The 26,113-nt window shown below is 61.8% G+C and carries 25 protein-coding genes; 9 read left to right on the top strand and 16 right to left on the bottom strand.

The window, feature by feature from the left end:
• Positions 1-284 precede the first annotated feature (284 nt).
• From AC0JZ4_RS05135 to AC0JZ4_RS05170, 8 genes are all read right to left on the bottom strand, one after another.
• Entirely contained in the window at positions 285-1,703 is a 1,419-nt protein-coding gene (locus AC0JZ4_RS05135) for a tyrosine-type recombinase/integrase (RefSeq protein WP_471885350.1), read from the bottom strand.
• A gap of 139 nt (positions 1,704-1,842) precedes the next feature.
• Positions 1,843-2,085, bottom strand: coding sequence for a hypothetical protein (locus tag AC0JZ4_RS05140; RefSeq protein WP_471885351.1), 243 nt, complete (start codon positions 2,083-2,085; stop codon positions 1,843-1,845).
• Between the two features lie 133 nt (positions 2,086-2,218).
• Positions 2,219-3,220, bottom strand: a complete 1,002-nt coding sequence (locus tag AC0JZ4_RS05145; protein ID WP_471885352.1) for an ABC transporter ATP-binding protein — start codon at positions 3,218-3,220, stop codon at positions 2,219-2,221.
• A gap of 13 nt (positions 3,221-3,233) precedes the next feature.
• Positions 3,234-4,295 carry a Gfo/Idh/MocA family protein gene (locus AC0JZ4_RS05150; protein WP_471885353.1) on the bottom strand — a complete coding sequence of 354 codons (1,062 nt, stop codon included), beginning with the start codon at positions 4,293-4,295 and terminating at the stop codon, positions 3,234-3,236.
• Complete coding sequence (locus tag AC0JZ4_RS05155; RefSeq protein WP_471885354.1) at positions 4,292-5,134, bottom strand: carbohydrate ABC transporter permease; 843 nt, start codon at positions 5,132-5,134, stop codon at positions 4,292-4,294. Before AC0JZ4_RS05155 ends, AC0JZ4_RS05150 begins: the two co-directional genes overlap by 4 nt.
• Before the next feature lie 13 nt (positions 5,135-5,147).
• A complete protein-coding gene (locus AC0JZ4_RS05160) occupies positions 5,148-6,095 on the bottom strand; it encodes a carbohydrate ABC transporter permease (RefSeq protein WP_471885355.1) in 948 nt (315 codons plus the stop codon).
• A gap of 281 nt (positions 6,096-6,376) precedes the next feature.
• Entirely contained in the window at positions 6,377-7,633 is a 1,257-nt protein-coding gene (locus AC0JZ4_RS05165; RefSeq protein WP_471885356.1) for an ABC transporter substrate-binding protein, read from the bottom strand.
• A gap of 18 nt (positions 7,634-7,651) precedes the next feature.
• Complete coding sequence (locus AC0JZ4_RS05170; RefSeq protein ID WP_471885357.1) at positions 7,652-8,587, bottom strand: N-acetylmuramic acid 6-phosphate etherase; 936 nt, start codon at positions 8,585-8,587, stop codon at positions 7,652-7,654.
• 207 nt (positions 8,588-8,794) lie between these two features.
• Between AC0JZ4_RS05170 and AC0JZ4_RS05175 the strand changes: the two genes are divergently transcribed.
• Genes AC0JZ4_RS05175 through nagA form a run of 4 tightly spaced genes read left to right on the top strand, consistent with a single transcriptional unit; the run spans position 8,795 to position 12,644 of the window.
• Entirely contained in the window at positions 8,795-9,679 is an 885-nt protein-coding gene (locus AC0JZ4_RS05175; RefSeq protein ID WP_471885358.1) for a glucosamine kinase nucleotide-binding domain-containing protein, read from the top strand.
• On the top strand, positions 9,676-10,440 hold the full coding sequence (locus AC0JZ4_RS05180) for a GntR family transcriptional regulator (protein WP_471885359.1): 765 nt from the start codon (positions 9,676-9,678) through the stop codon (positions 10,438-10,440). Before AC0JZ4_RS05175 ends, AC0JZ4_RS05180 begins: the two co-directional genes overlap by 4 nt.
• Positions 10,441-10,467: 27 nt before the next feature.
• A complete protein-coding gene (locus tag AC0JZ4_RS05185; RefSeq protein WP_471885360.1) occupies positions 10,468-11,490 on the top strand; it encodes an SIS domain-containing protein in 1,023 nt (340 codons plus the stop codon).
• A complete protein-coding gene (nagA, locus tag AC0JZ4_RS05190; RefSeq protein WP_471885361.1) occupies positions 11,487-12,644 on the top strand; it encodes an N-acetylglucosamine-6-phosphate deacetylase in 1,158 nt (385 codons plus the stop codon). Before AC0JZ4_RS05185 ends, nagA begins: the two co-directional genes overlap by 4 nt.
• Before the next feature lie 54 nt (positions 12,645-12,698).
• On the opposite strand, the gene AC0JZ4_RS05195 is transcribed toward nagA, so the two are convergent.
• Entirely contained in the window at positions 12,699-14,099 is a 1,401-nt protein-coding gene (locus AC0JZ4_RS05195; protein WP_471885362.1) for a sensor histidine kinase, read from the bottom strand.
• The gene (locus AC0JZ4_RS05200; RefSeq protein ID WP_471885363.1) at positions 14,096-14,773 is read right to left on the bottom strand and encodes a response regulator transcription factor; all 678 of its coding nucleotides are present in this window, start codon (positions 14,771-14,773) and stop codon (positions 14,096-14,098) included. Before AC0JZ4_RS05200 ends, AC0JZ4_RS05195 begins: the two co-directional genes overlap by 4 nt.
• Before the next feature lie 141 nt (positions 14,774-14,914).
• Here AC0JZ4_RS05200 and AC0JZ4_RS05205 point away from each other — a divergent pair, with 141 nt between their 5' ends.
• From AC0JZ4_RS05205 to AC0JZ4_RS05220, 4 genes are all read left to right on the top strand, one after another.
• Complete coding sequence (locus AC0JZ4_RS05205) at positions 14,915-16,000, top strand: ABC transporter substrate-binding protein (RefSeq protein WP_471885364.1); 1,086 nt, start codon at positions 14,915-14,917, stop codon at positions 15,998-16,000.
• Between the two features lie 325 nt (positions 16,001-16,325).
• On the top strand, positions 16,326-17,270 hold the full coding sequence (locus AC0JZ4_RS05210) for a Bug family tripartite tricarboxylate transporter substrate binding protein (RefSeq protein ID WP_471885365.1): 945 nt from the start codon (positions 16,326-16,328) through the stop codon (positions 17,268-17,270).
• Complete coding sequence (locus tag AC0JZ4_RS05215; RefSeq protein WP_471885366.1) at positions 17,267-17,758, top strand: tripartite tricarboxylate transporter TctB family protein; 492 nt, start codon at positions 17,267-17,269, stop codon at positions 17,756-17,758. Before AC0JZ4_RS05210 ends, AC0JZ4_RS05215 begins: the two co-directional genes overlap by 4 nt.
• A 22-nt stretch (positions 17,759-17,780) precedes the next feature.
• Positions 17,781-19,298, top strand: coding sequence for a tripartite tricarboxylate transporter permease (locus AC0JZ4_RS05220; protein ID WP_471885367.1), 1,518 nt, complete (start codon positions 17,781-17,783; stop codon positions 19,296-19,298).
• A gap of 104 nt (positions 19,299-19,402) precedes the next feature.
• Here the strand turns inward: AC0JZ4_RS05220 and AC0JZ4_RS05225 are convergent, their stop codons facing one another.
• The 6 genes from AC0JZ4_RS05225 to AC0JZ4_RS05250 are packed head-to-tail and all read right to left on the bottom strand — an operon-like array spanning position 19,403 to position 24,824.
• Positions 19,403-20,332 (bottom strand): glutaminase, encoded by a 930-nt coding sequence (locus tag AC0JZ4_RS05225; RefSeq protein ID WP_471885368.1) that lies wholly within the window; start codon positions 20,330-20,332, stop codon positions 19,403-19,405.
• A 3-nt stretch (positions 20,333-20,335) separates the two neighbouring features.
• Positions 20,336-21,022 carry an ABC transporter ATP-binding protein gene (locus AC0JZ4_RS05230; RefSeq protein WP_471887798.1) on the bottom strand — a complete coding sequence of 229 codons (687 nt, stop codon included), beginning with the start codon at positions 21,020-21,022 and terminating at the stop codon, positions 20,336-20,338.
• Positions 21,019-21,768, bottom strand: a complete 750-nt coding sequence (locus AC0JZ4_RS05235) for an ABC transporter ATP-binding protein (RefSeq protein WP_471887799.1) — start codon at positions 21,766-21,768, stop codon at positions 21,019-21,021. The genes AC0JZ4_RS05230 and AC0JZ4_RS05235 overlap by 4 nt, the downstream gene beginning before the upstream one ends.
• 4 nt (positions 21,769-21,772) lie before the next feature.
• On the bottom strand, positions 21,773-22,747 hold the full coding sequence (locus AC0JZ4_RS05240; RefSeq protein ID WP_471885369.1) for a branched-chain amino acid ABC transporter permease: 975 nt from the start codon (positions 22,745-22,747) through the stop codon (positions 21,773-21,775).
• A 7-nt stretch (positions 22,748-22,754) separates the two neighbouring features.
• The gene (locus tag AC0JZ4_RS05245) at positions 22,755-23,678 is read right to left on the bottom strand and encodes a branched-chain amino acid ABC transporter permease (RefSeq protein WP_471885370.1); all 924 of its coding nucleotides are present in this window, start codon (positions 23,676-23,678) and stop codon (positions 22,755-22,757) included.
• Positions 23,679-23,687: 9 nt separating this feature from the next.
• Complete coding sequence (locus tag AC0JZ4_RS05250) at positions 23,688-24,824, bottom strand: ABC transporter substrate-binding protein (protein WP_471885371.1); 1,137 nt, start codon at positions 24,822-24,824, stop codon at positions 23,688-23,690.
• 415 nt (positions 24,825-25,239) lie between these two features.
• Here AC0JZ4_RS05250 and AC0JZ4_RS05255 point away from each other — a divergent pair, with 415 nt between their 5' ends.
• Positions 25,240-26,064, top strand: coding sequence for an alpha/beta hydrolase (locus AC0JZ4_RS05255; protein ID WP_471885372.1), 825 nt, complete (start codon positions 25,240-25,242; stop codon positions 26,062-26,064).
• Positions 26,065-26,113 lie beyond the last annotated feature (49 nt).

The raw sequence follows: 26,113 nt of genomic DNA on the forward strand, positions 1-26,113 counted from the left end.
TCTCATATGAGAGCCAGGAGGACTCGCTCTCGTCAGCCCTTCGCCACTTCATGCGACGAAGCTGCACCCCCCCACGACATTCAAGAGTGCCGCATAAGTGTGGGCCAACAATCACTTCTTTCCTAAATACTCGGTTCAACCAGAGTCTGCAAGCGGCGATCACTTAAATCCCGCCGCAATACCCGCTTAATTGGTCGCCAGCGAGCGTTAACAACATTTTTGATGCCAATGTGCGCTTGAACAAAACGCGCTCCAGTGGCCTTCTACGTCGATTCTACGGGTGGTTAAGTTTTGTTCTCGATGGGTTCTTGTTTTTGAGTCGGGAGCCTCACCGCATCCACACAAGCCCTCATCTGCTGCCACGCCGGTCCACCGGAGTATACCCCGAGCGTGATCGACTTGCGGCCCTCCTCGTGGCCGACAACCGACGAAATAGTGCTTTCAGGGATGCCCGCTTGCTCCGCTTGGGTCACAAACCAGCGACGGAAGGAATGGAAGTTAACCAAGCTCCGGCGCTGACCGGGCCTCTTGTCGTCCACCTCAAGCTTTTCTCGGTAGTTGGCGAAACGCTTTCCAAAAACGTCCCCTGCATTCCGTTCCTTAGTCAACTCATGAAATAGCCATTCTTGCGCTCCCTTGCCTTCTTTGCGTCTTCTGACAATCTCAACGAGGTCAGGATGCATCGGCACGCGTCTGGCTGCTGCTGCCGTCTTACCTTGCCGAATGTCGAAGTAGCCATTTCCTTCATCGTCCAAGGGGCATTCCTCTACCCAAAGCGTCACTAACTCTGCGAGCCGCAGACCTGTCAGGGCCGCGATGCGCATCGCATCGTTGATCTGAGCCTCGAAGTCCTTCTTCATCCCCTGCGGAAACGCGGAGTAGAGCAGTGTCTTAATTTCTGCTTCGTTGAATGCACGCTCATCGGCCTTCCCGCCGCGCTCGACCCTTCGGCCCCTGTCGGGCATCCTCTGGCCTATCCACGGGTTCGCCCCTCGGACATGGCCACGCGCCACAAGGAAATCCCAATACAGCTTCACCGCACCGTAGTGCTTGCGAGCGGTTCGTTCGTTCAGCGGTGCGATTGCCTCAGAGAAGTATGCACCGGCCTTAGAGCGGTCGATCTGGCGAAGGGACAACCCCTTAAGCTTGGCCCATACCGCGAACCGCCTGATGAGATTACGGCGTTCCTCGGTGGTCTTCGGGGCTAGGCGAGCCTCCTTCAAGTAGGCTTCCATGTGCTGGTCAACATCGACGTTGCCCTGCACAAGATTGAGAAAACGGTCCCGGCCTTCGGCCCCATGTCGTTGCTCTATACTCTCCGCCTCTCGCTCGACAAACTCGCGAGGGTCGCTGACTTCATGATCCTCTACGTCTGCCTTTTCTCGTCCGGTTATCTTGGCTGTCCAGCGGTGCGGGTCGTCCCGCGCTTCGGCCATCTCCGTGGCCCAAATCTCCGCCGCTTCTTGGATTGCGTCCGAAGCCGGAGCGATCGACAGGCCGCCTCGTGCGTCACGATAGAGCCGATCCGTCTGCCGTTTGATCTCGTCTCGGCGCTGCATTGCAGCCCGAATATCGCCCGTCTCAAGGTTGACCAAGTAGGCAGTAACGCCGCCGAAATGCGACCTAATGGCTGTGGGAATGTCGCGCTTGAACCAATATTTCAAGCCACGCATAACGAGGTATTGGCGGGAGCTTTTTGCCATTTCAGACCAATCATTCAGACCAAGATTGACCCGTAATTATCACGCCTATTCAATAGCTTCAATAGGTTGAATGCTATCCGTGGAGGCCCCGCTTAGCTCCACCAATCTTTTCCTCGACATAAAACAACACAAGAAGACTTCAGCAGTTCGAACGACGGACGCATGCATTCGACGCATTTCGAGGTGTTGCTGCGAGCTGTCCAATGCGGGCCGCCGCGGATATCAGGTTCGGGCGCGTCCGCGCAGGCGCACGCGCGAAGCGGGCCAGGGCAACCTCCTGTTCGTGGAGATCACGCAGGGCGAGCGAACGCTGATGGATCGCGAGGACGAGGCCCATGGCGACGACAATTGCGACGGATAGTAGGAAAAGCACGAATATCATGTCGAAAACCTCCGCCTGATAAACGCGGAGACGCCGACAAGGTTCATCCTATTGGCAAAGCAGGGATGCCGGTGGCATCCTCCCGCATCCCGACCGCACCGTCGGCACAAGCCTGCAGGTTTGGGCGAACGGCCTAGCGGATGGCACGATCCGCGGTATCGAAGCGATGCATGAGCGTTTTGTCCGGCGTGGCGAATACAACATCGTCGGCGCCGTAGCGATGCTCGCCGAACAGGCGCACCGTGACAAGTCCCGCCTTTTCCGTTTCGAGATAGAGGATGGTGTCGGCGCCGAGATGTTCGGCATGCACGACCTTGGCCTTCCAGTCGCCCGCCTCACGCGACAGGGCGATGTGTTCGGGTCTTATCCCGATCGTCTTGCAACCCGCTTCACCCAGTTTTTCCGCCTCGATGAAGTTCATCTGCGGCGAGCCGATAAAGCCGGCGACGAAAATGTTGGCTGGCCTGTTGTAAAGCTCCATGGGCGAACCGACCTGCTCGATCGCGCCGGCATTGAGGACGACGATCTTGTCGGCAAGCGTCATCGCCTCCACCTGATCGTGGGTGACGTAGATCATCGTGGCCTTCAAGCGACGATGCAGGCCGGCGATCTCCAGCCGCGTCTGGACACGCAGAGCCGCATCGAGGTTGGAGAGCGGTTCATCGAACAGAAACAGGCTCGGTTCGCGCACGATGGCGCGGCCGATCGCAACGCGCTGGCGCTGGCCACCGGAAAGTTCTGAAGGGCGGCGGGCAAGATAGGGGGCGAGTGACAGCATGGCAGATGCCTGCGTCACCCGATCCTCGATCTCGGCCTTGGGCGTACCGGCCTGCTTGAGGCCCAGAGCCATATTGTCCTTGACGGTCAGGTGCGGATAGAGCGCGTAGGACTGGAAGACCATGGCGATGCCGCGCTTGGCCGGCGGCACGGTCGCAACCTCCTTGCCATCGATGCGGATCGAGCCGGAACTCGCGTCCTCCAGACCGGCGATGACCCGCAGAAGCGTGGACTTGCCGCAGCCCGAAGGGCCGACGAAGATGACGAATTCGCCTTCCTTGACGTCGAGATCGATGCCCTTCAGCACTTCATGATCGCCGAAGGCCTTGCGGATGGATGTCAGTTGCAGCGAACCCAAGAGCGTAATTCCTTCAGAGATAAACAGGTTTGCCCGTGCGGGCGCTTTCGTCGGCCGCCAGGCAGATGCGCAGCGACTGAACGGCGTCGCCCATATGCCTTGTCAGATCGAGATCCTCGCGGATCGCCTTCAGCATATAGGCCTGTTCCAGGTCGCAGAGTTGCTGGTGGCCCGGCTCGCCGGCCATGGCCATATCCTCGTCGGGGCGGATGAACTTTCCGTCCGGGCCGGTTTCCGCACTGTGCAGGCGAATGACCGAGGTCTTGGTATGGGTGTCGATATCATCCGACTTGGCATTCGGGTCCATGACGATCGAGACCGACCCTTTTGGCGACATAACGTCCTTCACGAAGAAGGCGGTTTCGGAAATCATCGGCCCCCAGCCAGCCTCGTACCAGCCGACTGACCTGTCGTCGAAGATGACCTGCAGGTGGCCGTAATTATACATGTCCGGCGCGATCTCGTCGGAGAGGCGCAGGCCCATGCCACGCACTTCCACCGGCCTGGCATCGGTGATCTGGCACATGACATCGACATAGTGGACGCCGCAATCGACGATCGGCGGCGTGGTGTTCATCAGCGCCTTGTGCACGTCCCAGGTGGCGCCGGAGGATTGCTGGTTGAGATTCATGCGGAAGACGTAAGGCGGACCGAGCTTGCGCGCCTCCTCGATCAGTTTGATCCAGGACGGGTGATGGCGCAGGATATAGCCGATCACCAGCTTCCTGCCCGAGGCCTTGGCGGCGGCCACGACGCGTTCGGCATCGGCGACGGTGGTCGCCAGCGGCTTTTCGACGAAGACGTGGCAGCCGGCCTCGAAGGCGGCGACGGCATAGTCCGCGTGGCTGTCGGAATAGGTGCAGATGGAGCAGAGATCGGGTTGCAGCTCCGCCAGTGCCGTCTGGAAATCCGGGTGGATCTCGTAGCCGGCAAGCGCCGGATCGAGCTTCGGCACCGAGCGATTGACCAGGCCGACGATCTCGTATCCCGGATCGTTGTGATAGGCGAGCGCATGGCTGCGGCCCATATTGCCGAGACCTGCGACGAGGACCCGGATCGGTTTCTGTCCGCTCATTTCACTGCTCCAGACGTGATGCCGCGGATCAGTTGCCGCGAGAAGATGACGTAGAGGACGAGGATCGGCAGGATGGCGAGCGACAGGGCCGCCAGAACCGCGTTCCAGTTGGTGACGAACTGGCCGATAAAGATCTGGCTGCCGAGCGTGACCGTCTTGGTCGCCTCGGATGGCGCAAGGATGAGTGGGAACCAGAGGTCGTTCCATATCGGGATCATGGTGAAAACGGCGACCGTCGCCATGGCGGGCCGTACGAGCGGCAGGACGAGGCGGAAGAAGATCGCGTATTCCGACAGGCCATCGATCCGCCCGGCATTCTTCAGATCGTCGGAGACCGAGCGCATGAATTCCGACAGGATGAAGATGGCAAGCGGTATGCCCTGCGCCGTGTAAACGAGGACGAGCGCCGTCAGCGTGTTGACGAGGCCGGATGCGACCATGCCCTGCAGGATCGCCACCGTGCCGAGCCGGATCGGGATCATGATGCCGATTGCCATATAGAGGCCGACCAGCGCATTGCCGCGAAACCGGTATTCCGACAGCGCGAAGGCCGCCATGGCGCCGAAGAGCAGCACGAGTGCGATGGAAGCGACGGTGACGATCATGCTGTTCTGGAAATAACCGACGAAATCCGCCTGGCCGAGCACCGTCTGGTAGCCGACGAGGCTGAAGCTCGAGGGTGTCGGCACCTGCATCGGATTGCGGAAGATCGAGTTGCGATCCTTGAACGAGTTTATGATCGTCAGGAACACGGGGAAGACCGCGATCAGCGTATAGGCGATCAGCGCCAGATGCACGAGGCTGGAGCGGATCGGGGACGAGCGGGCCTTGCTGGACATCACCGCTCTCCTTTCAGAACTGATAGCGGCGCATGCGCCGCTGGATGGCAAACAGATAGAAGGATACGCCGGCCAGGATGATGATGAACATCACCGCCGCAATCGTCGCCCCCATGGAACGGTCGCCAAGCTGAAGCTGGAAACCGAAGAAGGTACGGTAAAGGAGCGTGCCAAGGATATCCGTCGACATGTCCGGGCCTGCAAGCGCGCCCTGGACCGTGTAGACAAGATCGAAGGCATTGAAATTGCCGACAAAGGTGAGGATCGAGATGATGCCGATCGCCGGCAGGATGAGCGGCAACTTGATCTTCCAGAACTGGCTCCAGCCGGTGATGCCGTCGCATTCGGCCGCCTCGATCACCTCCTCGGGAATGGACAGCAGGGCCGCATAGATCAGCATCATCGGGATGCCTACATATTGCCAGACGGAGATCAGCGACACGGCGATCAGGGCCGGGCCGGACTGGCCGAGCCAGGGCGCGAACATCCAGCGCGCATCGACAAGGCTCAACAACCAGGGGGCGACGCCCCAGATCGGCGAGAGAATGAGCTTCCAGATGAAGCCGACGATGACGAAGGACAGAAGCGTCGGCAGGAAGATCGCCGTGCGGTAGAAGGCGGCGAAACGCAGTTTCGGGATCGACAGAAGAGCTGCGAGCGCAATCCCGATCGGGTTCTGCACGCACATGTGGATGACGAAGAAGATCAGGTTGTTGGTTAGCGCATTCCAGAAGTCGCGCGCCCAACGCTCGTCGCCGAACAGTGTCTGGTAATTGGCAAGGCCGACAAATGTCGTGGCGCCGTCGACGGTGTTGTAGAACGAGAGCCGCAGCGTCTCGATGAGCGGCAAAATCATGATCGCCGTGTAGACGAGAAAAGCCGGCGCCAGGAAGACAAGGATATGCCAGCGGAATGGCTGTCTGATCGGGGCCGTTTCGTGTGGTGTGTCGGCTTCGCTCATCGGTTCTCGTCTTGCGGTTATCGGTGGTCAGCCAGTTGATGGTTTCTGGTCAGCCTGAAGAGTTACCCCTCATCCGGCTGCCGCCACCTCCCCCCAGGCGGGGAGAAGGATATGTCGCCCGCTCTCGCCCGGCCATCGAGCTTCGGCGTTCGCCGCGCGTCTCCTTCGCCCCGCTTGTGGGGGCCAAAGGACGGGACGGGCAAGCGGCCCGTCCCCGATTGGTGCCCGGCAGGGCGGATGAGAGGCAAGGCGTCAGACGCCAGACTTCATTTTGGAAGCGCTTACTTTGCCGGCTTGTACCAGCTGTCGAGGCCCTTCTGCAGCTTCTCGGCCGCCACGGCGGGGGTATCCGTGCCGTTGATGACGTTTGCCGATTCCACCCAGGTCTCGTTTTCCAGGTTCGGCGTGCCACGCGACAGGATCTGGTAGGTGGAGCGCACGGTGGGCGTGAAGGTCTCGCGCCAGGAAACGAATTCCTGCGCCAGCGGATCAGCCATCTTCACCGGCGACGCATTGAGGCTGAAGAAGCCCGGCAGCGCATTGGCGTAGATTTCGGCAAATTCCGGCGAGGCGACCCAGGTGAGGAATTTCTTCGCCTCTTCCGGATGCTTGCTGGCGGCATTCAGACCGACGCCGATATCCGGATGGTCGGAAATATAGCCCTTGTCACCGGCGGTCGGCACCGGCGGCGGGAAGGCGCCCATCTTGAACTGGGCCTGGGTGTTGAAGAGACCAATTTCCCAGGAGCCCGCCGGGAAGATGGCGGCGCGGCCGAGCGTGAACAGGTTCTGGCTGTCGGCATAGGTCTGGGCTTCAAAGCCTTCGCCGAGATAGGGCTTCCACTTGGCAAGCTCCTCATAGGGCTTGACCCATTCCGGATCGGTCAGCTTCTGGGTGCCGGCGATCAGCGCCTTGCGGCCCTCCTCACCCTTCCAGTGGTTGGGGCCGATATTCTGGTAGCCCATCGTGGCGGCTTCCCAGAGATCCTTGGTGCCCATGGCGAGCGGCGTGTAGTTGCCGTCTTCCTTGATCTTGTCGAGGACGGCGTAGAACTCGTCGACCGTCTTCGGCACTTCGAGCTTCAGCTCGGTGAAGATGTCCTGGTTATAGATGAAACCGTGGATGACGGAGGCCATCGGCACGCAGAAGGTGGCGCTGCCATCATCCGTCGACCATGCGGCCTTGGCGACGGGCGAGAAATTCTCGATGCCCGAGAGGCTGGTGAGGTCGGTCAGCTGCTTCTTGTTGAACAGTTCGAGCGAAGCATCAAACGGACGGCAGGTGATGATGTCGCCGGCGGAGCCTGCATCGAGCTTGGCGTTCAGCGAGGCGTTGTATTCGGTCGGGGCCGTCGGCGAGAAGCTGAGCTTGATGCCGGGGTTCTTCGCCTCGAAGGCCGGGATCAGCTTTTCCTGCCAGATGGCGAGGTCGTCATTGCGCCAGCTCTCGATGGTGAGCGTGACCTCCTGTGCCTGAACGGCGCCCGCAGAGGCGAGTACGGTCGTGGCAAAGAGCATGCCTTTCAATAGACGGGTCATGATGTTCTCCCTCTTCTGTTAACACCTTGCGGCGCGTTTCACGGCATTTTCCGTCATGGTCAGCTCCGCCAGTGCTTTCCTCAACACCTGGTCGGAACGAATGAGAAGTTCCTGCGCGGCCGCCACGTCGGACGCGCCGGATGCAAGCAGGACAGCGATCTTTACCGAACCACCGGCTGCATTCAGCTTGTCGCGCGCATCCTCGAAGCCGATACCGGCAATCTCCGCCACCATTCCGGCGGCACGAATGCGCAGCTTTTCGTTGTCGGCGCGCAGATTGACCATATGGCCATCATGCACATGGCCGAGCTTGATGGCGGCAAGCGTCGAGAGCATGTTGAAGGCAAGCTTCTGGGCCGTGCCGGCCCCCATGCGGGTCGACCCGGCGACGACTTCCGGCGGGGTCTGCAGCAGAACAGCGACATCCGCATGGTCGAACAGGCGGGCGTTCGCATTGTTGGCAATGGCAACGACTTTCGCGCCTCGGGCGGCAGCAATCTCGGCGATCTTCAGGACATAAGGGGTGGAGCCGCTGGCGGAAACGACGAGCACGCAGTCTCCGACGGCAATGATCTCAGCTTCCTTTTCTGCAAGCGCCAGATCGTCCTCCGGCGCCCCCGGCATTTCACCGAGGCTCGACAGGCCGCCGGCGAGAAGAAGCGCTATCTGATTGCGGGGAATTCCATAGGTTCCGGGAAGTTCGAGCGCGTCCGCCATCGCCATCAAGCCGGAACTGCCGGCTGCAGCATAAACGAGCTTGCGGCTGGACCGCAGGGCGTCCGCCACCAGATCCGCCGCCTGGCCAAGCGCCGGGATCGCCGCATCGACGGCCTTGGCCGCCTCCTGCTGGCCCGACGCCAGAAGCGCAAGGATATCGGCCGGGGCGCGCGTATCGAGCCCTTCCGCATTCCCATGCCTGGCTTCCGTTGCGGTCTCGGTGGCTTTTTGGCTCATCCGATTTCTCCCTCTGGGTAAAATGATGCCAAAAAAATACCAATTGTCCAGAGAGAAATTAAGAATTCTTACCCGCCGGAATTGTAGCCGGTGCAGCGCCTAGCAATAACAGAGCAAAAACAGCGTTATAGCGCAGCGAAATCCGAACTTCACATTTCTCGCTTGGTAAATGGTATTTTTTTGGTATTATTCGACATGGAGGTATCCATGACGGGTCATGTTATCGGCATAGATGGTGGTGGAACGAGCTGCCGGGCGGCGCTGGCCGGTGCGGACGGCATCGTGCTTGGACGCGGCAGAAGCGGCGCCTCCAATATCCTGACCGATCCCGATACCGCCCTCAAGCATATTGTCGAGGCCACGGAACTGGCGTTCGAAGACGCGGGGCTTGCGCCTGACCTTGTCGCGACATCCGCTATTCTTGGCCTTGCCGGAAACAATGTCGGCGATGCGGTCGGCTATGTCATGGCCCGCCTGCCTTTCAGGAAAGCCGATATCGTCTCCGATGGTGTCATCGCACTGCAGGGCGCCATCGGCGATGCGGATGGCGCCATCGGCATCATCGGTACCGGCACGGTATATATCATTCGTCAGAACGGCCGGCTGAAATCCATCGCGGGATGGGGATTTCAGGTCGGCGATCTCGGCAGCGGCGCAAGGCTCGGGCAGATGGCACTCCAGGAGGCGCTGCTCGCCTTCGACGCCATACGTCCGATGACTGCATTGTCTCAGGCCATCCTTGCAGAGTTCGACGGGAATCCGGAATTGATCGTCGATTTTGCCCGCCTGGCAAGACCCGGTGATTTTGGCCGATACACGCCGAAAATCTTCGACTTCGCCGCCAAGGACGACGCGGCGGCACTTCGTATTCTGGAGGCCGGCGCAGGCGGTATAAATGAGGCGCTGGATGCCGTTCAGGCCGAGACCGCGGCCAGGGACAAGCTCTGCCTGCTCGGCGGGCTGGCGGCATTTTATCCGCCCTATCTGGCGGAGCGGCACCGTACGCGGCTTTCCGAACCGCGAGCGGATGCGCTGACCGGCGCCGTCGAACTGGCAATCAAGGCCTATGCAACGGCGGAGGCCGGTGCATGAGCGAGACGCTGACCGCAATCCTGCCGCTCGACGGCCTACAATCGGCAGGCACCGGTCCGCTTTACCTGAAGCTGCGGCAAAGCCTGGAAGATGCCATCCGTAGCGGGAAACTCGGCCACGGCGACGCCTTGCCGGCCGAGCGTGATCTTGCCGATTATGCCAATGTCAGCCGCGTCACGGTGCGCAAGGCTGTCGATGATCTGGTCAAGGACGGGCTGCTTGCGCGCAGGCACGGCTCCGGCACATTCGTCGTCAAGCCGATGTCGCGTGTCGAACAGCCTTTGACCAAGCTTACCTCGTTTACCGAGGACATGGCGCGGCGGGGGTTGATATCGCGTTCGGAATGGCTGGAACGCGGGCTGTTCCATCCCTCACCGGAGGAGATGATGATGCTGGGCCTTGCGCCCGGCACGATGGTCGCCCGTATCGGCCGCCTGCGTTTCGGCAATGACATGCCGCTGGCCATCGAGCGCGCCAGTATTTCCGCCGACTTCCTGCCCGATCCGAAACGTGTCGAAGGCTCGCTCTATGCGGAACTGGAGAAAAAGGATGCCCGGCCGGTGCGCGCCATCCAGCGAATTTCAGCCACCAATCTGAAGAAAGCCGATGCCGGGCTTCTGGAAGTGCCGGTCGATGCCGCCGGCCTGTCGATAGAGCGGGTCTCCTATCTCGCCTCCGGCCGGGTGGTGGAGCTGACCCGCTCGCTCTATCGCGGCGACGCCTATGATTTCGTCGCCGAGCTTTCGCTCGGCGACGCCTGACATTCGAACCGTATCCGAGGATTTGCGATGCCGACCCATATGCGCCAGGAAATCGATGAGATACCGGAAGCCGTGGCACGGCTGATTGAACGTTCCGCAGTCGATATCGCAAAGGCTGGCCGGGCGCTGCGTGACAAGGATCCCGCCTTCGTCGTGACAATCGCCCGAGGATCTTCGGATCATGCGGCAACCTTTATCAAATACGCGATCGAGCTGACCGCCGGCAGGCCTGTTGCCTCGCTCGGGCCATCGCTCGCTTCCATCTACGGTGCAAAGCTGAAACTCGCGGGCGGGGCTGCCATCACCATTTCGCAATCGGGCAAGAGCCCCGATATCGTCGCCATGGCGGACGCTGCGACAAGGAGCGGCGCCGTCAGCGTGGCGCTCACCAACACGCTACCTTCGCCGATTACCGAAGCTTCGCTGCATTCCGTCGATATCGCGGCCGGCCCCGAGCTTGCCGTTGCCGCGACGAAATCCTTCGTCAATTCGATCGTTGCCGGCCTTGCGCTGCTTTGCGAATGGACCGGGGACGACGCGCTCGATCGCGCCATCCAAGCACTGCCTGACCACCTCGAGAAAGCCACCCGCCTCGACTGGAGCGATTTTGCCGGACAGCTCGGCGATGCGGATTCGCTCTACATGCTGGGCCGTGGTCCGGCACTGGCGATCGCCAGCGAGGCCGCGTTGAAATTCAAGGAAACCTCCAACATGCATGCGGAGGCCTATTCGGCGGCGGAAGTCCTGCATGGGCCGGTGGCCCTGGTCGAGAACAGCTTTCCACTGCTTGCCTTCGCCGCCCGCGATGCAGCGGAGGCATCCGTCGTCGAGATCGTCGAGAGCCTGGGCGGTGCACGTGCACTCGCCTTCGCGACGTCCGACAGGGTCAAGACGGCCGGCCGATTGCCGTTCGTTGCAACGGGCCATCCGCTCACAGATGCGTTGGCCCTGATCGTGCCCTTCTATGGATTCGTCGAGGCGTGGTCGCGATCCAAAGGCTTCAATCCGGACCAGCCGGCCGCCCTGAAGAAAGTCACCGAAACCCTATGACCGATCTGAAAGCGCTTACCGGCTCACGCATTTTCGACGGCGTATCCTGGCATGAGGATGCCGCCGTGCTGTTTCAGGACGGCAAGATCATCGGCATCCGGCCGAGTGTGTCTCTTCCCGCAGGCACCGAAATCGCCGGTGGCGGCGACATCATCGCGCCCGGCTTCATCGACCTGCAGGTCAATGGCGGTGGCAGCGTGCTGCTCAACGAAGAACCGACTGTCGACGGCATCGCGACGATCTGCGCCGCGCATGCGAAATTCGGTACGACAGCGCTGTTGCCGACACTGATCACCGATACATTCGATATTACATCGCAAACCGTTTCAGCCGGTATCGAGGCGAAACGCGCCGGCATTGCAGGTTTTCTTGGCCTGCACCTGGAAGGTCCGCATCTGTCGCTGGCGCGCAAGGGCGCACACGATCCGAAACTTATCCGTGCGATGGATGAGCGCGATCTCGCCCTCCTCCTTTCCTGCGGTGCGGCACTCGGCACCGTGATGGTGACCATCGCGCCGGAAAGCGTATCGCCGGAACAGGTGTCCAGGCTTGCACGTGCCGGCATCACCGTCAGTCTCGGACACACGGAAGCCGGCTACGAGACCGCACGCCTCTACGCCACAGCCGGGGTGCGGACGGTTACCCACCTGTTCAATGCCATGAGCCCGCTCGGCCACCGCGAACCCGGAATGGTCGGAGCGGCGCTCGATACCGGCGCACTTCATGCCGGAATGATCGCGGATGGGATTCATGTCCATCCCGCCGCCATGAAAATCGCGCTCGATGCCAAGCGCGGTCCGGGCAAGATATTCCTGGTGACTGACGCCATGAGCCCGATTGGTACCGAGATGAGCTCCTTCACCCTCAACGGACGTGAAATCATGCGCCAGAACGGCCGCCTGACACTTGCCGACGGAACGCTTGCCGGAGCGGATATAGACATGGCCTCGTCCGTCCGCCTCGTGCACGAGACACTCGGCCTCTCTCTGGACGAAGCGCTGCGCATGGCGACGGTCTATCCGGCGGACGCGGCGCAGATCGGCAATAGAAAGGGCTCCCTGCAGCCCGGCATGGACGCGGACTTCGTCGTGTTGAACGGCAACGTCGAGGTTGAAAGCACCTGGATCGGCGGTATCGAAGTCTACCGCGCTTAGAATTTCCCTTAGGCCGCCGATCCTGCGGGAATGGCGGAACAGGCGCCTTTCCGCTCAATTGGTCATGCCGAAAACGACCCGTACCTTGAGCCCCCTGCCTGCGGCGCCTTCCTCAAGGCTGAGGCTTGCGCCGTGCAGCCTTGCGATTTCCTCGACGATCGGCAGGCCCAGCCCCGATCCCGGACGGGCATCGCCATGGGCGCCAGCATCTCCACGCTCGAAACGTCTTAGCACAGTTGCGCGACGGCCAGCCGGGATGCCCGGCCCGTTATCCTCCACTTCCAGCATCGCCATGGCTTTGCCGGACAGAACCCTGACCGTAACCTCGGCGCCCGTTCCGGCATAAAGCAGCGCGTTGGAGACGAGGTTCTTGACCAACTCGCCGATCAGGATCGGCTCGACCGCAACGCGCAGTTCCCCCTCGCCTTCGAAGCCGAGGTCGATGCCGGCATCCGCAGCCCGCGGCACATGCTCGCCGGTTGCGGCGCGCACGAGATCGACGAGGTCGACGTCGCGCATGGCAACAGACCGGCCGGCGGAATCGATCCGTGCCATCAGCAGCAGTTGCGCCAGAATGCGCTCGGCGCTGGCGACGGCCTCATCCGCCTTTTCCGTCGCCTGGCGAGCCTCTTGCAGCGTCCCGGCCCTCTTTGCCAGGGCAAGCTGGGTGCGGACGATGGCAAGCGGCGTGCGCAGCTGGTGACCGGCATTGCCCGTAAAATGACGCAGCGCATCCAGCGCACTTTCGAGCCGCACCATGAAGGAATTGACGGTGTCGACGAGACCCTGGACTTCGCTCGGAACACGCTCGGCGATAGGCGCGAGGTCATCCTGGCTGCGTTTGGCCAGCGCCTCGCTGAACCGGTAGAGTGGCCGCAGCGACAGCGTGACCGCCACCCAGACGATCGCCGCCGCCCCGAGAATCATCAACAGGATGCGCAGCGCCGAGCGCAGCAGGATGGCGCGAGTGAGCTGCTGGCGGGCAATGGTCGTCTCGGCTACCGTCACCGTGAAAGGCACGGAATTGATGCCGGTCGATGCGGAGCGTGCCAAGGCCGCGACCCGGATCGGCTCGCCTCTAAAGGTCGCGTCGCCGAAGGCCGCCGCCTGCCCTTCACGCCGCGCTATCGACGGAAGGTTGCGGTAACCGGTGATGAATGTGCCGGGCGGCCCGTCGACGCGGTAGAACACCCGGTCCTGCGCCGCAGACGTCAGCATCTCCAGCGCGACATAGGGAATGTCGACCTCGAGCGAGCCGTTCTCGGACACGATGACCCGCTCGGCAATCGCGAGCGCCGAACCGGCCAGAACGCGATCAGACACTTCGTTTGCCGTATCGTTGGCCTCGTCCCAGGTATCCACCATGGCGACGGCTCCAATCACGGCCGTGGAGACCAGAAGCCAGGCCAGAAGCCGACGGCGCAGCGAATAGACGCCGGACAGGTCCGCGATCATTGCGAAACGCCCGCAGCTTCGAGGTAATAACCGATGCCACGGGCGGTCCTGACAGTCAGGCCATGCGGCATCAATCTTTTTCTTAGCCGGCTTACATATTGCTCGATGGCATTGGCGGAGAGATCGTCGTCGAAGCCGGTCAGCGATGCGACGATGGCTTCCTTGGAGACGACCTTGCCCATGCGCAGGAACAGCAGTTCGAGAAGTGCGACTTCCCGCGCCGGAATGTCGAACGGCGTGCCATTGCAGGAAAAGCTGCGCGAGGTCAGGTCGAAGGTCACGCCGCCATGGGTGACGGCCGAGCTTCGCAGCCCCGCCTGGCGGCGCAGCAGGACGCGGATACGCGCCTCGAATTCAGGCACATCGAAGGGCTTGATCATATAGTCGTCAGCCCCGAGGTCGAGGCCGCGCACGCGCTCCTCGGGAAGGCCACGCGCCGTCAGGATCATCACCGCCGCGCGGCTCTGTCTTGCACGCATCGCCCGCAGAACATCGAGCCCATCCATCTCCGGGAGGTTCAGGTCAAGGATGACGAGATCATAGGCCTGCGCCCGCGTGGCCGCTTCGGCAGAAGCACCGTCAGCGACGAAATCGACAACATAGCCGCTGCCGCGCAGGATGGCCGACAGGCCTTCCGCCAGCGCCAGATTGTCCTCGACCAGCAATATGCGCACGAAATCCCCCACTGCAAAGCCGACTATAATCGCGGAATGACCGCAATGTCACGATGGCGGCGGGGATGAAGATCGCGGCCTGACGCCGGATGTTGCCTGCGGCGGCTTGCCGCAGGCTGAAGGCTGAGGCATTGTCGGGGAATGAAACGGTTTATCCACCTCTGGCTCTGTCTTGCCGGGCTCTGTCCCACCGTTCTGCCCGACGCCGGCCTTGCCAATGTCCTGATGTTTCCTGCGCCGTCTGGAAGGCCGGATGCGGCGGTGTTGAAAGTCTACTCCTCGCTCGACGAAGCGCTCGCGAAACCGATGATCACCGGCTTCCAGGCCGCCAACCCGGATATCGCCGTCGCCTACGAGGATATGCTGACGGGAGAGATCTACGACCGGATCGTCGCGGAGACGGACGCCGGACAGAAAACTGCAGACTTCGCCTTCTCCTCCGCCATGGACCTGCAGGTGAAGCTTGCCAATGACGGCTATGCGCAGAGAAGCGACCTGCCGATGAGCGATCGCTGGCCGCAATGGGCAAACTGGCGCAATACGGTCTATGCGCTCACCTTCGAGCCGGCGGTCTTCGTCTATCACAAGCCGAGCTTCGGGACCGAAGCGCCACCGGCCAGCCGTGCGGAGTTCATCGAATTCCTGAGGAAGCACGGCAATTCCGTGCATGGCCGCATCGGCACCTATGACATAGAGCGTTCCGGAGTGGGCTTCCTGTTCATGTCGCGCGACCAGGAACAGTTCGGCGATATCTGGTCGGTTGTGCGCGCCATGGGGGCCGCCGGCGTGAAACTCTATTCGACGAGCGGCGCCATTCTGGAACGCGTCGCAGACGGCCGCTTCCTGCTTGGCTACAACATCGTCGGCTCCTATGCGGCCGACTGGGCCTCGCGCGATCCGAATGTCGGGATCGTCCTGCCGAAGGACTATACCGTCGTGATGTCCCGCATCGGCCTGGTGCCGCAGGCGGCCGCCAATGCCGAACTCGGCAAGCGCTATCTGGAATTCTTCATGTCGAAGGAGGGCCAGACGATCATGGCGCGCGAACTGCAGATCCCCGCCGTCAGCCCCGATGTCGCGGGAAACAACACGGCGACGACGATGCGCGAGATGCTGGGTGGTCAGCTGAAGCCGGTTCCCGTCAGCCTCGGCCTGATGGTCTATCTCGACCAGGTGAAAAGAGCCCGGCTGGTCGAGAAATGGAACGAGGAACTTCGCAAGCAATAAGGCAATGGCATCGTTCTGTGAGATATCAGACCGCGCCATCCTTTGCTGAACGTCACTGCGGACGCTAAACCGGTTTGCCATCCCTTGCGGGTTTTACCGCCTGTAAAAAAGCTGGCGCGCGGCTTCCGCTTGCGGCAAGAATGACAGCTGTCAAGCGATGTCAGGTAAATGTCAGGTTCCTGTGGTCGCTTAGGACATTCGGCCCATGGAGGTGGTGCCGGTTGCCAATGGGAGGAGGCTGACAGGCGTATTCACGTCTGCTCGTTATTTCCTTCCGTTGCCCACAAACACTTCGTCCCGCGGGACGACAACGGAGGATACACACTTGAAACATTTCATGCTCGCTTCCTTCCTCGCAGGCGCCATTGCCCTGCCGGCGGCCGCAGCCGATTACTCGATCATGGCGCCCGCAGCACCGGGCGGCGGCTGGGACCAGACCGCACGCACGATGCAGACCGCGTTGCAGCAGGAGAAGATCTCCAACCGCGTACAGGTGATGAACGTACCCGGCGCCGGCGGCACGATCGGCATCGCACAGTTCGCCAGCCAGCAGAAGGGCAATGCCAACGCACTTCTCGTCGGCGGCTATGTCATGGTCGGCGCGATCCTCACCAACCAGTCGCCGGTCACGCTGAAGGATGTCACGCCGATCGCGCGACTGACCGGCGAATATGAGGTCATCGTGGTTCCGGCATCGTCCGACATCCAGTCGATCGGCGACCTCGTCACCAAGCTCAAGGCAGATCCGGGCGCCGTGTCCTGGGGCGGCGGCTCGGCCGGCGGCACAGACCATATCGGTGCCGGCCTGATCGCAAAGGCTGCCGGCGTCGATCCGACCAAGATCAACTACATCGCGTTTTCGGGCGGCGGCGAAGCACTGGCAGCCATTCTCGGCAGCCAGGTGACCGCCGGCATCTCGTCCTATGGCGAGTTCGAAAGCCAGATCAAGGCCGGCACGCTGCGCCTGCTGGCGATCTCGTCGGAAAACCGCGTCGAAGGCATTGATGCCCCGACGCTGAAGGAATCCGGTATCGACGTGGTGCTGCAGAACTGGCGCATGGTGGCTGCGGCTCCCGGCATCAGCGACGAGCAGAAGACCGCGATCACCGCCGATGTCGAAAAGCTGGTCAAGTCCGCGACCTGGCAGGAAAACCTGAAGACCAAAGGCTGGATGGACACCTATCTCTCCGGCCCCGCCTTCGATGAACAGCTGGCCAAGGACATCGCTTCCACCGAAACGATCCTGAAGGAAATCGGACTGGTCAAATGAGCCTGGATACCAACAACACCAGCAATGAGCGTCGCCCTGATTGGGCGGCGCTTGTCATTGCAGCCATTATGGTCGCCATCGCCGGCACCATCTTCTTCGATGTCACCCGACTGAAAAGTGTCGGCGGCTATTCACAGGTTGGCCCTGCCACCGTCCCCGAATGGATCGCCTTCGCGCTGATCGGCCTTGCCGTCTGGACAGTTTTCGCCGCGTTCAGGGGTGATTTTCCAGCGCGCGAGAAGCAGGAAATCAAGCCGGTGGTGTGGGTCGTGGCAGGCCTTGCGGCGCAGATGCTGCTTCTCCAGACCGCAGGGTTTTCGATCGCAACCGGCATTCTCTTCGCGTTCACGGCGGCGGGCTTCGGCAAGAAGAAGCTCTATATCAGCATTCCGGTCGGCATCCTCGTCTGTCTCGGGATCTGGCTGATCTTCGCCGGACTGTTGCAGCTTTCGCTTCCCGCAGGGCCCATCGAGCACCTGTTCTGGTAATCCGGCCCCAAGGTTCAAGATCATGAGCACATTCGACTTTCTAATTCAGGGGTTGATCTCGGCCGCACAGCCGATGAACCTCCTTTACGCGCTGATCGGCGTGACGCTCGGTACCGCCGTCGGCGTCCTGCCCGGCATCGGCCCGGCTCTCACCGTGGCGCTTCTGTTGCCCGTCACCTATCAGCTCGATCCGACCGGATCGCTGATCATGTTTGCCGGCATCTATTACGGCGGCATGTATGGCGGCTCGACCACATCGATCCTGCTGAACACGCCCGGCGAAAGCGCCTCGATCGTCACCGCGCTCGAGGGCAACAAGATGGCCCGCGCCGGCCGCGGCGGACCGGCGCTTGCCACCGCTGCGATCGGCTCGTTCGTCGCCGGCCTGATCGCGACGATCGGGCTTGCATTCATCGCGCCCTATATCGTCAAGCTGGCGCTCGTCTTCGGTCCCCGCGAATATTTCGCCCTGATGGTGCTTGCCTTCGTCACCGTCTCTTCGGCCTTCGGCGATTCGACGCTGCGTGGCCTCACCTCGCTGTTTATCGGGCTTGCCTTCTCGATGGTCGGTATCGACCAGCTGACCGGGCAGAACCGCCTCTCCTTCGGCATTCCGGACCTGCTCGACGGTATCGAGGTGACGACTATGGCGGTTGCCATGTTCGCCATCGGCGAGACGCTTTACATCGCGGCGCAGGGCAATACCGGCCCCGACACCGTTCAGGCCGTCAAGGGTTCCGTGTGGATGACCGCGCAGGACTGGGCGCGTTCGTGGAAGGCCTGGCTGCGCGGTACGCTGATCGGCTTCCCGATCGGAGCCATGCCGGCCGGCGGCGCCGAGATCGGCACATTCCTGTCCTATGCGACCGAAAAGCGCCTCTCCAAGCACCCGGAAGAGTTCGGCAAGGGTGCCATCGAAGGTGTCGCCGGCCCCGAAGCCGCCAACAATGCATCGGCCGCGGGCACGCTCGTACCGCTTTTGACACTCGGCCTGCCGACCACGGCGACCGCCGCGATCATGCTCGCCGGCTTCCAGCAGTTCGGCCTTCAGCCTGGACCGCTGCTGTTTGCCACCAATCCGCAGCTCGTCTGGGGTCTGATTGCCTCGCTGCTGATCGCCAACTTCATGTTGCTGGTGTTGAACCTGCCGCTGATCGGCCTGTGGGTGAAGCTGCTCACCATTCCGAAACCTTGGCTCTATGCCGGCATCCTGGTGTTTGCGACGCTCGGCACGATCGGCGCCAATCCTTCGGTGTTCGAACTCGGCATGCTGCTCGCCTTCGGCGTGATGGGCTACGTGATGCGGGTAATGGGCTATCCGATTGCGCCGGTCGTCGTTGGCCTCATTCTCGGCCCGCTTGCCGAACAGCAGCTACGCCGCGCACTGTCGATCAGCCAGGGCGATGTGACCGTGCTGGTCACCTCGCCGATCGCCGCAGGCCTTCTTATCCTCGCAGCACTGGCGCTGATCGTTCCGCTGATCCTTCGCGCACGCGGCCGGGGCCAGGTTCTGTCGCAGGTTGCGGCGAACGAAGACTGACAGTCCTCCCAAGGACAAAAAGCCCGGCACTCCGAAGGGAGGCCGGGCTTTTTTGATTTTCACGCCAGTTTGCTTTTCATGCCGCCGCGTCGCTGGATGGCGGCTCAATGGCCGAACACGGACCAGCCGGTTTTTTCCGCAAGCATTTCGAGCGCCAGCGAGCCGACCAGCGAATTACCGTTGTGATTGAGGCCCGGCGACCAGACGGCGATCGACGCCTTGCCGGGGGCCACGGCCATGATGCCGCCGCCGACGCCGCTCTTGCCGGGCAGGCCGACACGATAGGCGAACTCGCCAGACCCGTCATAATGGCCGCAGGTCAGCATCAACGCATTGATGCGCCTTGCCCGCTGGCTTGAGACGACGGTGTGACCGGTCATCGGATTGCGACCGTTCGCGGCCAGGAACAGGCCGGCCCTGGCAAGCTGGGTGCAGGTCATGGCGATGGCGCAGTGGTGGAAATAGACGCCGAGCACATGCTCGACCGGATGCGTCAGCTTGCCGAAGGAGCGCATGAAATTGGCGAGCGCGAAATTGCGGTAGCCCGTTGCCTCTTCCGATTTCGCCACGTCCGGATCGATGACGATTGTCTCGTCATCGGCCAGATAGCGGACGAAACGCAGAATCTCGCCGATCGCCTCTCGCGGCGTGTGGCCGGCCAGAACCAGATCGCTGACAGCGATCGCACCGGCATTGATGAAGGGATTGCGCGGCTTGCCTTCCTCGTGCTCCAGCTGGACGATCGAGTTGAAAGCGGACCCCGATGGCTCGCGGCCGACGCGGTTCCAGGTCGTCTCTCCATGTTTTCCAAGCGCCAGCGTCAGGGTAAAAACCTTGGAGACGCTCTGGATGGAAAACGGCTGGTCGCAATCACCCGCGGCATGCACCGTTCCATCGACCCCGACCACGGCAATGCCGAACTTCTTGGGATCGACATGGGCCAGCTGCGGAATATAGTCCGCGACCTTGCCCTCACCCAGCCGCGTCTGCAGCTTTTCATGGATTTCGTCGACGATTGCCTGAAGGCCATCCATCGTTCACACCCCGAGATAACGGTCCTGCACCTGCGCAGTCAGCTCCGCCGGGGCACCTGCCCAGGCTTTCCTACCGTTTTCAAGGATGACGCAGCGGTCTGCAACGGGCAAAAGCTCCGAAAGCGTCTTGTCCACCACGAGAATGGACAGGCCTTCCGCTTTCAGCTGACGGATTGCTCGCCAGATATCCTGCCGGATGACCGGCGCGAGCCCCTCGGTCGCCTCGTCGAGGATGAGCAGGCGAGGATTGGTCATCAGCGCCCGGCCGACGGCCAGCATCTGCTGCTCGCCTCCCGACAGCGATTTCGACATCTGAGTGTGCCGTTCCTGAAGCCGCGGGAAGAGTGCATTGACCCTTTCCAGCGTCCATTCGCCGGGCCGGGCGGCCGCCACGAGATTTTCATGTACCGTCAGGTTGGGAAAACAACGCCGGCCTTCCGGCACGAGGCCGACGCCGAGGCGCGCAACCTTGTAGGCTGGCAGGCGCAGCGTCTCCTTGCCGCCGAAGAAGATCCGGCCGGTCCGCGGTGGCAGAAGATTGCAGATCGACCTGATCGTCGTCGACTTGCCCATGCCGTTGCGACCCATCAGCGCCACGACCTCGCCCTCGGCGACCTGGAATTCGACACCGAAAAGGGCCTGGCTGGAACCGTAATATGTGGTGATATCCTGGACGTCCAAGAGCATCAGTCGTGATCTCCCAGATAGGCGGTACGAACGGTCGGATTATTGCGGATCTCGTCTACCGTGCCGGTGGCGATCACCTTGCCGTAGACAAGCACAGAGATGCGGTCGGCGAGCGCGAAAACGGCATCCATGTCATGCTCGACCATCAGGATCGGCGCCTCCTTTCGCAACGTATCGAGAAAGCCGGTCAGCTTCTTCGAACCCTCGGGCCCCATGCCGGCCATCGGTTCGTCGAGCAGAAAGGCCTTTGCCTGCAGGGCGAGCGCCATGGCGATTTCCAGTTGGCGGCGTTCACCATGCGAAAGCTCGGCTGCGGGAAGCCGTGCGCGTTCTGCCAACCCTACCCTTTCGAGGATGGCCATGGCGGGATCGATCAACGAGCGATCCCGCATCACCGGCCTGAAGAAGGCAAAGCTCGATCCCTGCCGGGCCTGGACCGCCAGCATGACGTTGCGCAGGGCGGAAAATTCCGGCGCGAGCGAGGAGACCTGGAATGTTCGCCCCAGACCGCGCTGCGCCCGCTCGGCGGTGCTCAACGCACCGATATCCTCGCCGGCAAAGCGGATCGTGCCGCCGTCCTGCCGAAGCGTGCCGCAGATCTGGTGGATCAACGTCGACTTGCCAGCACCGTTCGGGCCGATCAGCGCGTGGATTTCGCCCGGGCGAAGATCGAGCGTCACGCCATCGGTGGCCCGCAGCGCGCCGAAATTCTTGACCAGATTGTCTATCGCCAGCACCGGCTCAATCATGACCTTATCCATGTCGGGGCTTTCCTGCGAGGAGACCGATCAGACCGCCGCGGGCAAAGAGCACGACGCCGAGAAGGATCAGGCCGAGGAAGAACTGCCAGCGCTCGGTGAGGCCGCCGAGCACGAACTCAAAGCCGACGAAAAGTGCTGCGCCGGCCAGCGGGCCGAAGAGACGCGCCGTGCCGCCGAGGATGATCAGCACGATCAGTTCTCCCGACATATGCCAGGAGAGCATGGACGGGCTGACGAAGCGATTGAGATCGGCATAGAGCGCGCCGGCAAGGGCGGTGATCATGGCCGACAGAACGAAGCCGGTCAGCTTGATGCGATAGGGCTGGATCCCGACGGTCGCCACACGCGTCTCGTTCTGCCGGGCCGCCTCCAGCGCCGCGCCGAAGCGGGAGGCCCGAAGGAGGGCGAAAAGCCCGATGCCGGCCATCAGCACCCCATAGCAGACGAAGAAGTAGTTGAGCGGCCGCATGGTGTTCGTGCCGGGAAACTGGTTGCGCACGAGGATCGACAGCCCGTCTTCTCCCCCATAGGCCGGCCAGGAGATGGCGAAATAATAGACCATCTGGGCAAAGGCCAGCGTGATCATGATGAAGTAGACGCCCGATGTCCTGAGGCTGATCGCGCCGATTGCCAGCGCCACGAGGCCGGCGGTAACGACCGCAACGATCCAGATCACCGGCATCTGCACCGTGCCCGGCAGGCCGAAGACGATCGGTTCGTAGGCGGCGGCATGGCTTGCCAGGATGCCGGCGGCATAACCGCCGATACCGAAGAAGGCCGCATGACCGAAAGACACGAGGCCGCCAAGGCCGAGTGCGAGATTGAGGCCCACCGCCGCCAGCGCAAGGATGGCGATGCGGGTGGCAAGTGTCACGTAGAACGCCTGGCCGAGCGCGCTCGCCGCCAGCGGCGCCGCCAGCAGAAGTGCTGCAAGCACGAGGTTGAGTGTATTTTCACGGGTCAGCATCGAGGCCTCACGCATGTGCCGGCGGGAAGAGCCCGCGCGGCTTGACGGCCAGGATGACGGCCATGACGACATAGATCAGCATCGATGCGGCAGCACCGCCTATCATGCTCGCCCGAGATGGATCGACGAAGAAGGCGATGAGCTGCGGCAGCAGGAAGCGGCCCAAAGTATCGGTCACACCGACCAGCAGCGCTCCGTAAAGCGCACCCTTGATTGAGCCGATACCGCCGATGACGATGACGACGAAAGCAAGGATCAGCACAGGCTCGCCCATACCCACCTGCACCGATTGCAGCGGGCCGACGACAGCTCCGGCAAGCCCCGCCAGAGCCGATCCGAGCGCGAAGACCAGGGTATAGAGCGTGCGGATATCGACGCCGAGCGCGCCGATCATTTCACGATCGCTTTCGCCCGCACGAATGCGCATGCCGAGCCGGGTTCCGCCGATCAGGATGTAGAGACCGAGCGCGACAAGCGCTCCGACGGCGATGATCGCGAGCCGATAGGCGGGATAGCTCATGCCGCCTGGCAGGCTGACGGCGCCCTGAAGCAGCGGGGGAATATCGAGGTAGAGCGGAAAGGAGCCGAATATCCAGCGCGTGCCTTCCGAAAAGATGAGAATGAGCGCAAAGGTGGCGAGGACCTGATCGAGATGATCCCGGTCGTAGAGCCTACGTATGACCGCAAGCTCCACGATCGCGCCGGCCGCCGCCGCGCAGGCGAGGCTGGCAATGAGGCCGAGCCAGAAAGACCCGGTCCATGCGGCCACGGCGGCGCAGGCGAATGCGCCGACCATATAAAGCGAGCCATGGGCGAGGTTGATCAGCCCCATGACGCCGAAGATCAGCGTCAGCCCGGCAGCCATGAGAAACAACATGACGCCGAGCTGAATGCCGTTCAGCAACTGCTCCAGAGCAAGTGCGACTGTCACGCGATACCCTTAGATCTTGCAGTCTTTGGCGTAAGCGTCACCGTGGTCGGTAAAGACCTTCTCGACCGTCTTGTTGGTCAGAACGCCATCCACCTTCACCACTTCCGTCAGGTAGATGTCCTGGATCGGGTGCTGGTTGGTGTTGAACTTGAAATTTCCGCGCGGCGACTTGATGTCGGCCTTCAGAAGCTCGGCGCGAAAGGCATCCTGATCCTTGACGTCAGCCTTGGCTGCAGCGGCGAGGATCAGCTGTGCCGCGTCATAGGCCTGAACCGCATAGATGGATGGGATACGGTTATATTCCGCCTTGAAATCGGCCAGGAATTTCCTGCTGACATCGGTATCGAAGTCCGGCGCCCACTGGCCGGATGCCTTGGCGCCGAGCGCCGCATCGCCGATGGCCGGCAGAACGTCCTGGCTGAAGGAGAAGCCCGGCCCCATGACCGGAATATTGACGCCCGACTGGGCGAACTGCTTCATGAAGGAGATGCCCATGCCGCCCGGCAGGAAGACGAAGATGCCATCCGCACCCGATGCGCGCATCTGGGCGATTTCGGCAGCGTAATCCGTCTGGCCGACCTTGGTGTAGACTTCAGCCGCCAGCTCGCCCTTGTAGTAGCGCTTGAAGCCGGTCAGCGAATCCTTGCCGGCCGGATAATTCGGAGCGAGGATGAACATCTTCTTGTAGGTCTTGGCTGCGTATTCGCCGACAGCCTCATGCAGGTTGTCGTTCTGGTATGCGGCATTGAAATAGAGCCTGTTGCAGCCCGCACCGGCAAGCGCCGCCGGGGCCGCATTGGTCGAAACGTAGAACTTGTCCTGGGCAACCGCACCGGGAACCACGGCCATCAGGAGATTCGACCAGACGATGCCCGTCAGAACATCGACCTCATCGCTCTGGATCATCTTGTCGGCGACCTGAACGGCGAGTTCCGGCTTCTGGCCGTCATCCTCGGTGATCACGGTCACGTCCTTGTTGCCCGACTGCTTGACCGCAAGCATGAAGCCGTCGCGCGTGTCGACACCCAGGCCCGCACCGCCGCCGGAAAGCGTGGTGATCATGCCGATCTTGATCGGCTCGGCAATCGCCAAGCCCGACACGCCAAGGCCGAGGGCCATCGTCGCCGCTGCCAGAATAGTCTTCATTTCGGTACTCCCCTTTTTTTGTCGTTCCCCTGATCCGCCGGGATGTTTGCCTCGGCGAAACCGTTACCTTCCACATTCACGCAGAAACTTCCACCTCAGCCGGATAATTTCGCCCGGCAGCGGCTGGAACAGAGATGCATACAAGGCGTCAGCGGCACAGATCGCCATTCAGGCAATCGCTACACGCACATTTATCCTGATGGTCCGAAACAATCGGTGCACTTATGTTCCCACTCTTCTTATCTTTTAAGGCTTTTTGCCTTTTGTTCAGAATTACACTGGAGAACCCGGCTTGCAAGCAATAAATTTTAAGCTTGTAATAATTTGACGGAATGGGCTTCCTGCCTGGCAGACGCCACGAAGCGCCAGCGGATGCGCCATCTCGGTCGAGCGGCAAACATCAAAGGAGAACTGCATGCGCCACAAGATCACCGACTGGGACGACGCCTATGCAAACGGGATCAACATTCCGCAGGGCGATCGCTGGCCGGGTGCATGGGTGGAGCCTGCGAAAGAGTATCGCGACCGGATGGCGCAGACCGGCCAGGCGAAACTCGGCCTGACCTATGGCGAGAAGCCGCGCAACCGGTTCGACCTGTTTCTTCCCGCCGGCGACCCGCTCGGGCTTGTGGTCTTCGTTCATGGTGGCTTCTGGATCGGGCTAGACAACAGCTATTGGTCGCATCTCGCACGCGGCGCGGTGGAGACCGGCTATGCGGTTGCGATGCCGAGCTACACGCTGGCGCCCGAAAACCGTATTTCCGGCATTACCCGCGAGATCGGCCAGGCGATCGAGGCTGCAGCCGGCATCGTCTACGGCCCGATCCGCCTTGCCGGCCATTCCGCCGGCGGACAGCTGGTGACGCGGATGGTATCGGCGACTTCGCCCCTGCCGCCGGAGATCCTCAAGCGGATCGTCAACGTGGTTTCGATTTCCGGCGTCCACGATCTGCGGCCCATCATCAATACCCGGATGAACGACAAGCAGCGGATCGATGTCGCGGAGGCCTATCTGGAAAGCCCGGCCCTGCTGGAGCCGATTGCCCGCACCCGGCTGACCTGCTGGGTGGGCGCGTCGGAACGGTCGGAATTTGTGCGCCAGAACGCCCTGCTCGCCAATATCTGGAAGGGGCTGGGGGCGGAGACGGCCTGCGTCGAGGAACCCGATCGCCACCATTTCAACGTCCTCGACGGGCTCGCCGACCCGCATCATCCGCTGACGGAAGCGCTTTTGTCCTGACGCGGCGCGATGCTGCGGGCGACCAGCTATGGCAAAAACCGGCGAACTG

This window comes from [Rhizobium] kunmingense (genome assembly GCF_977018605.1).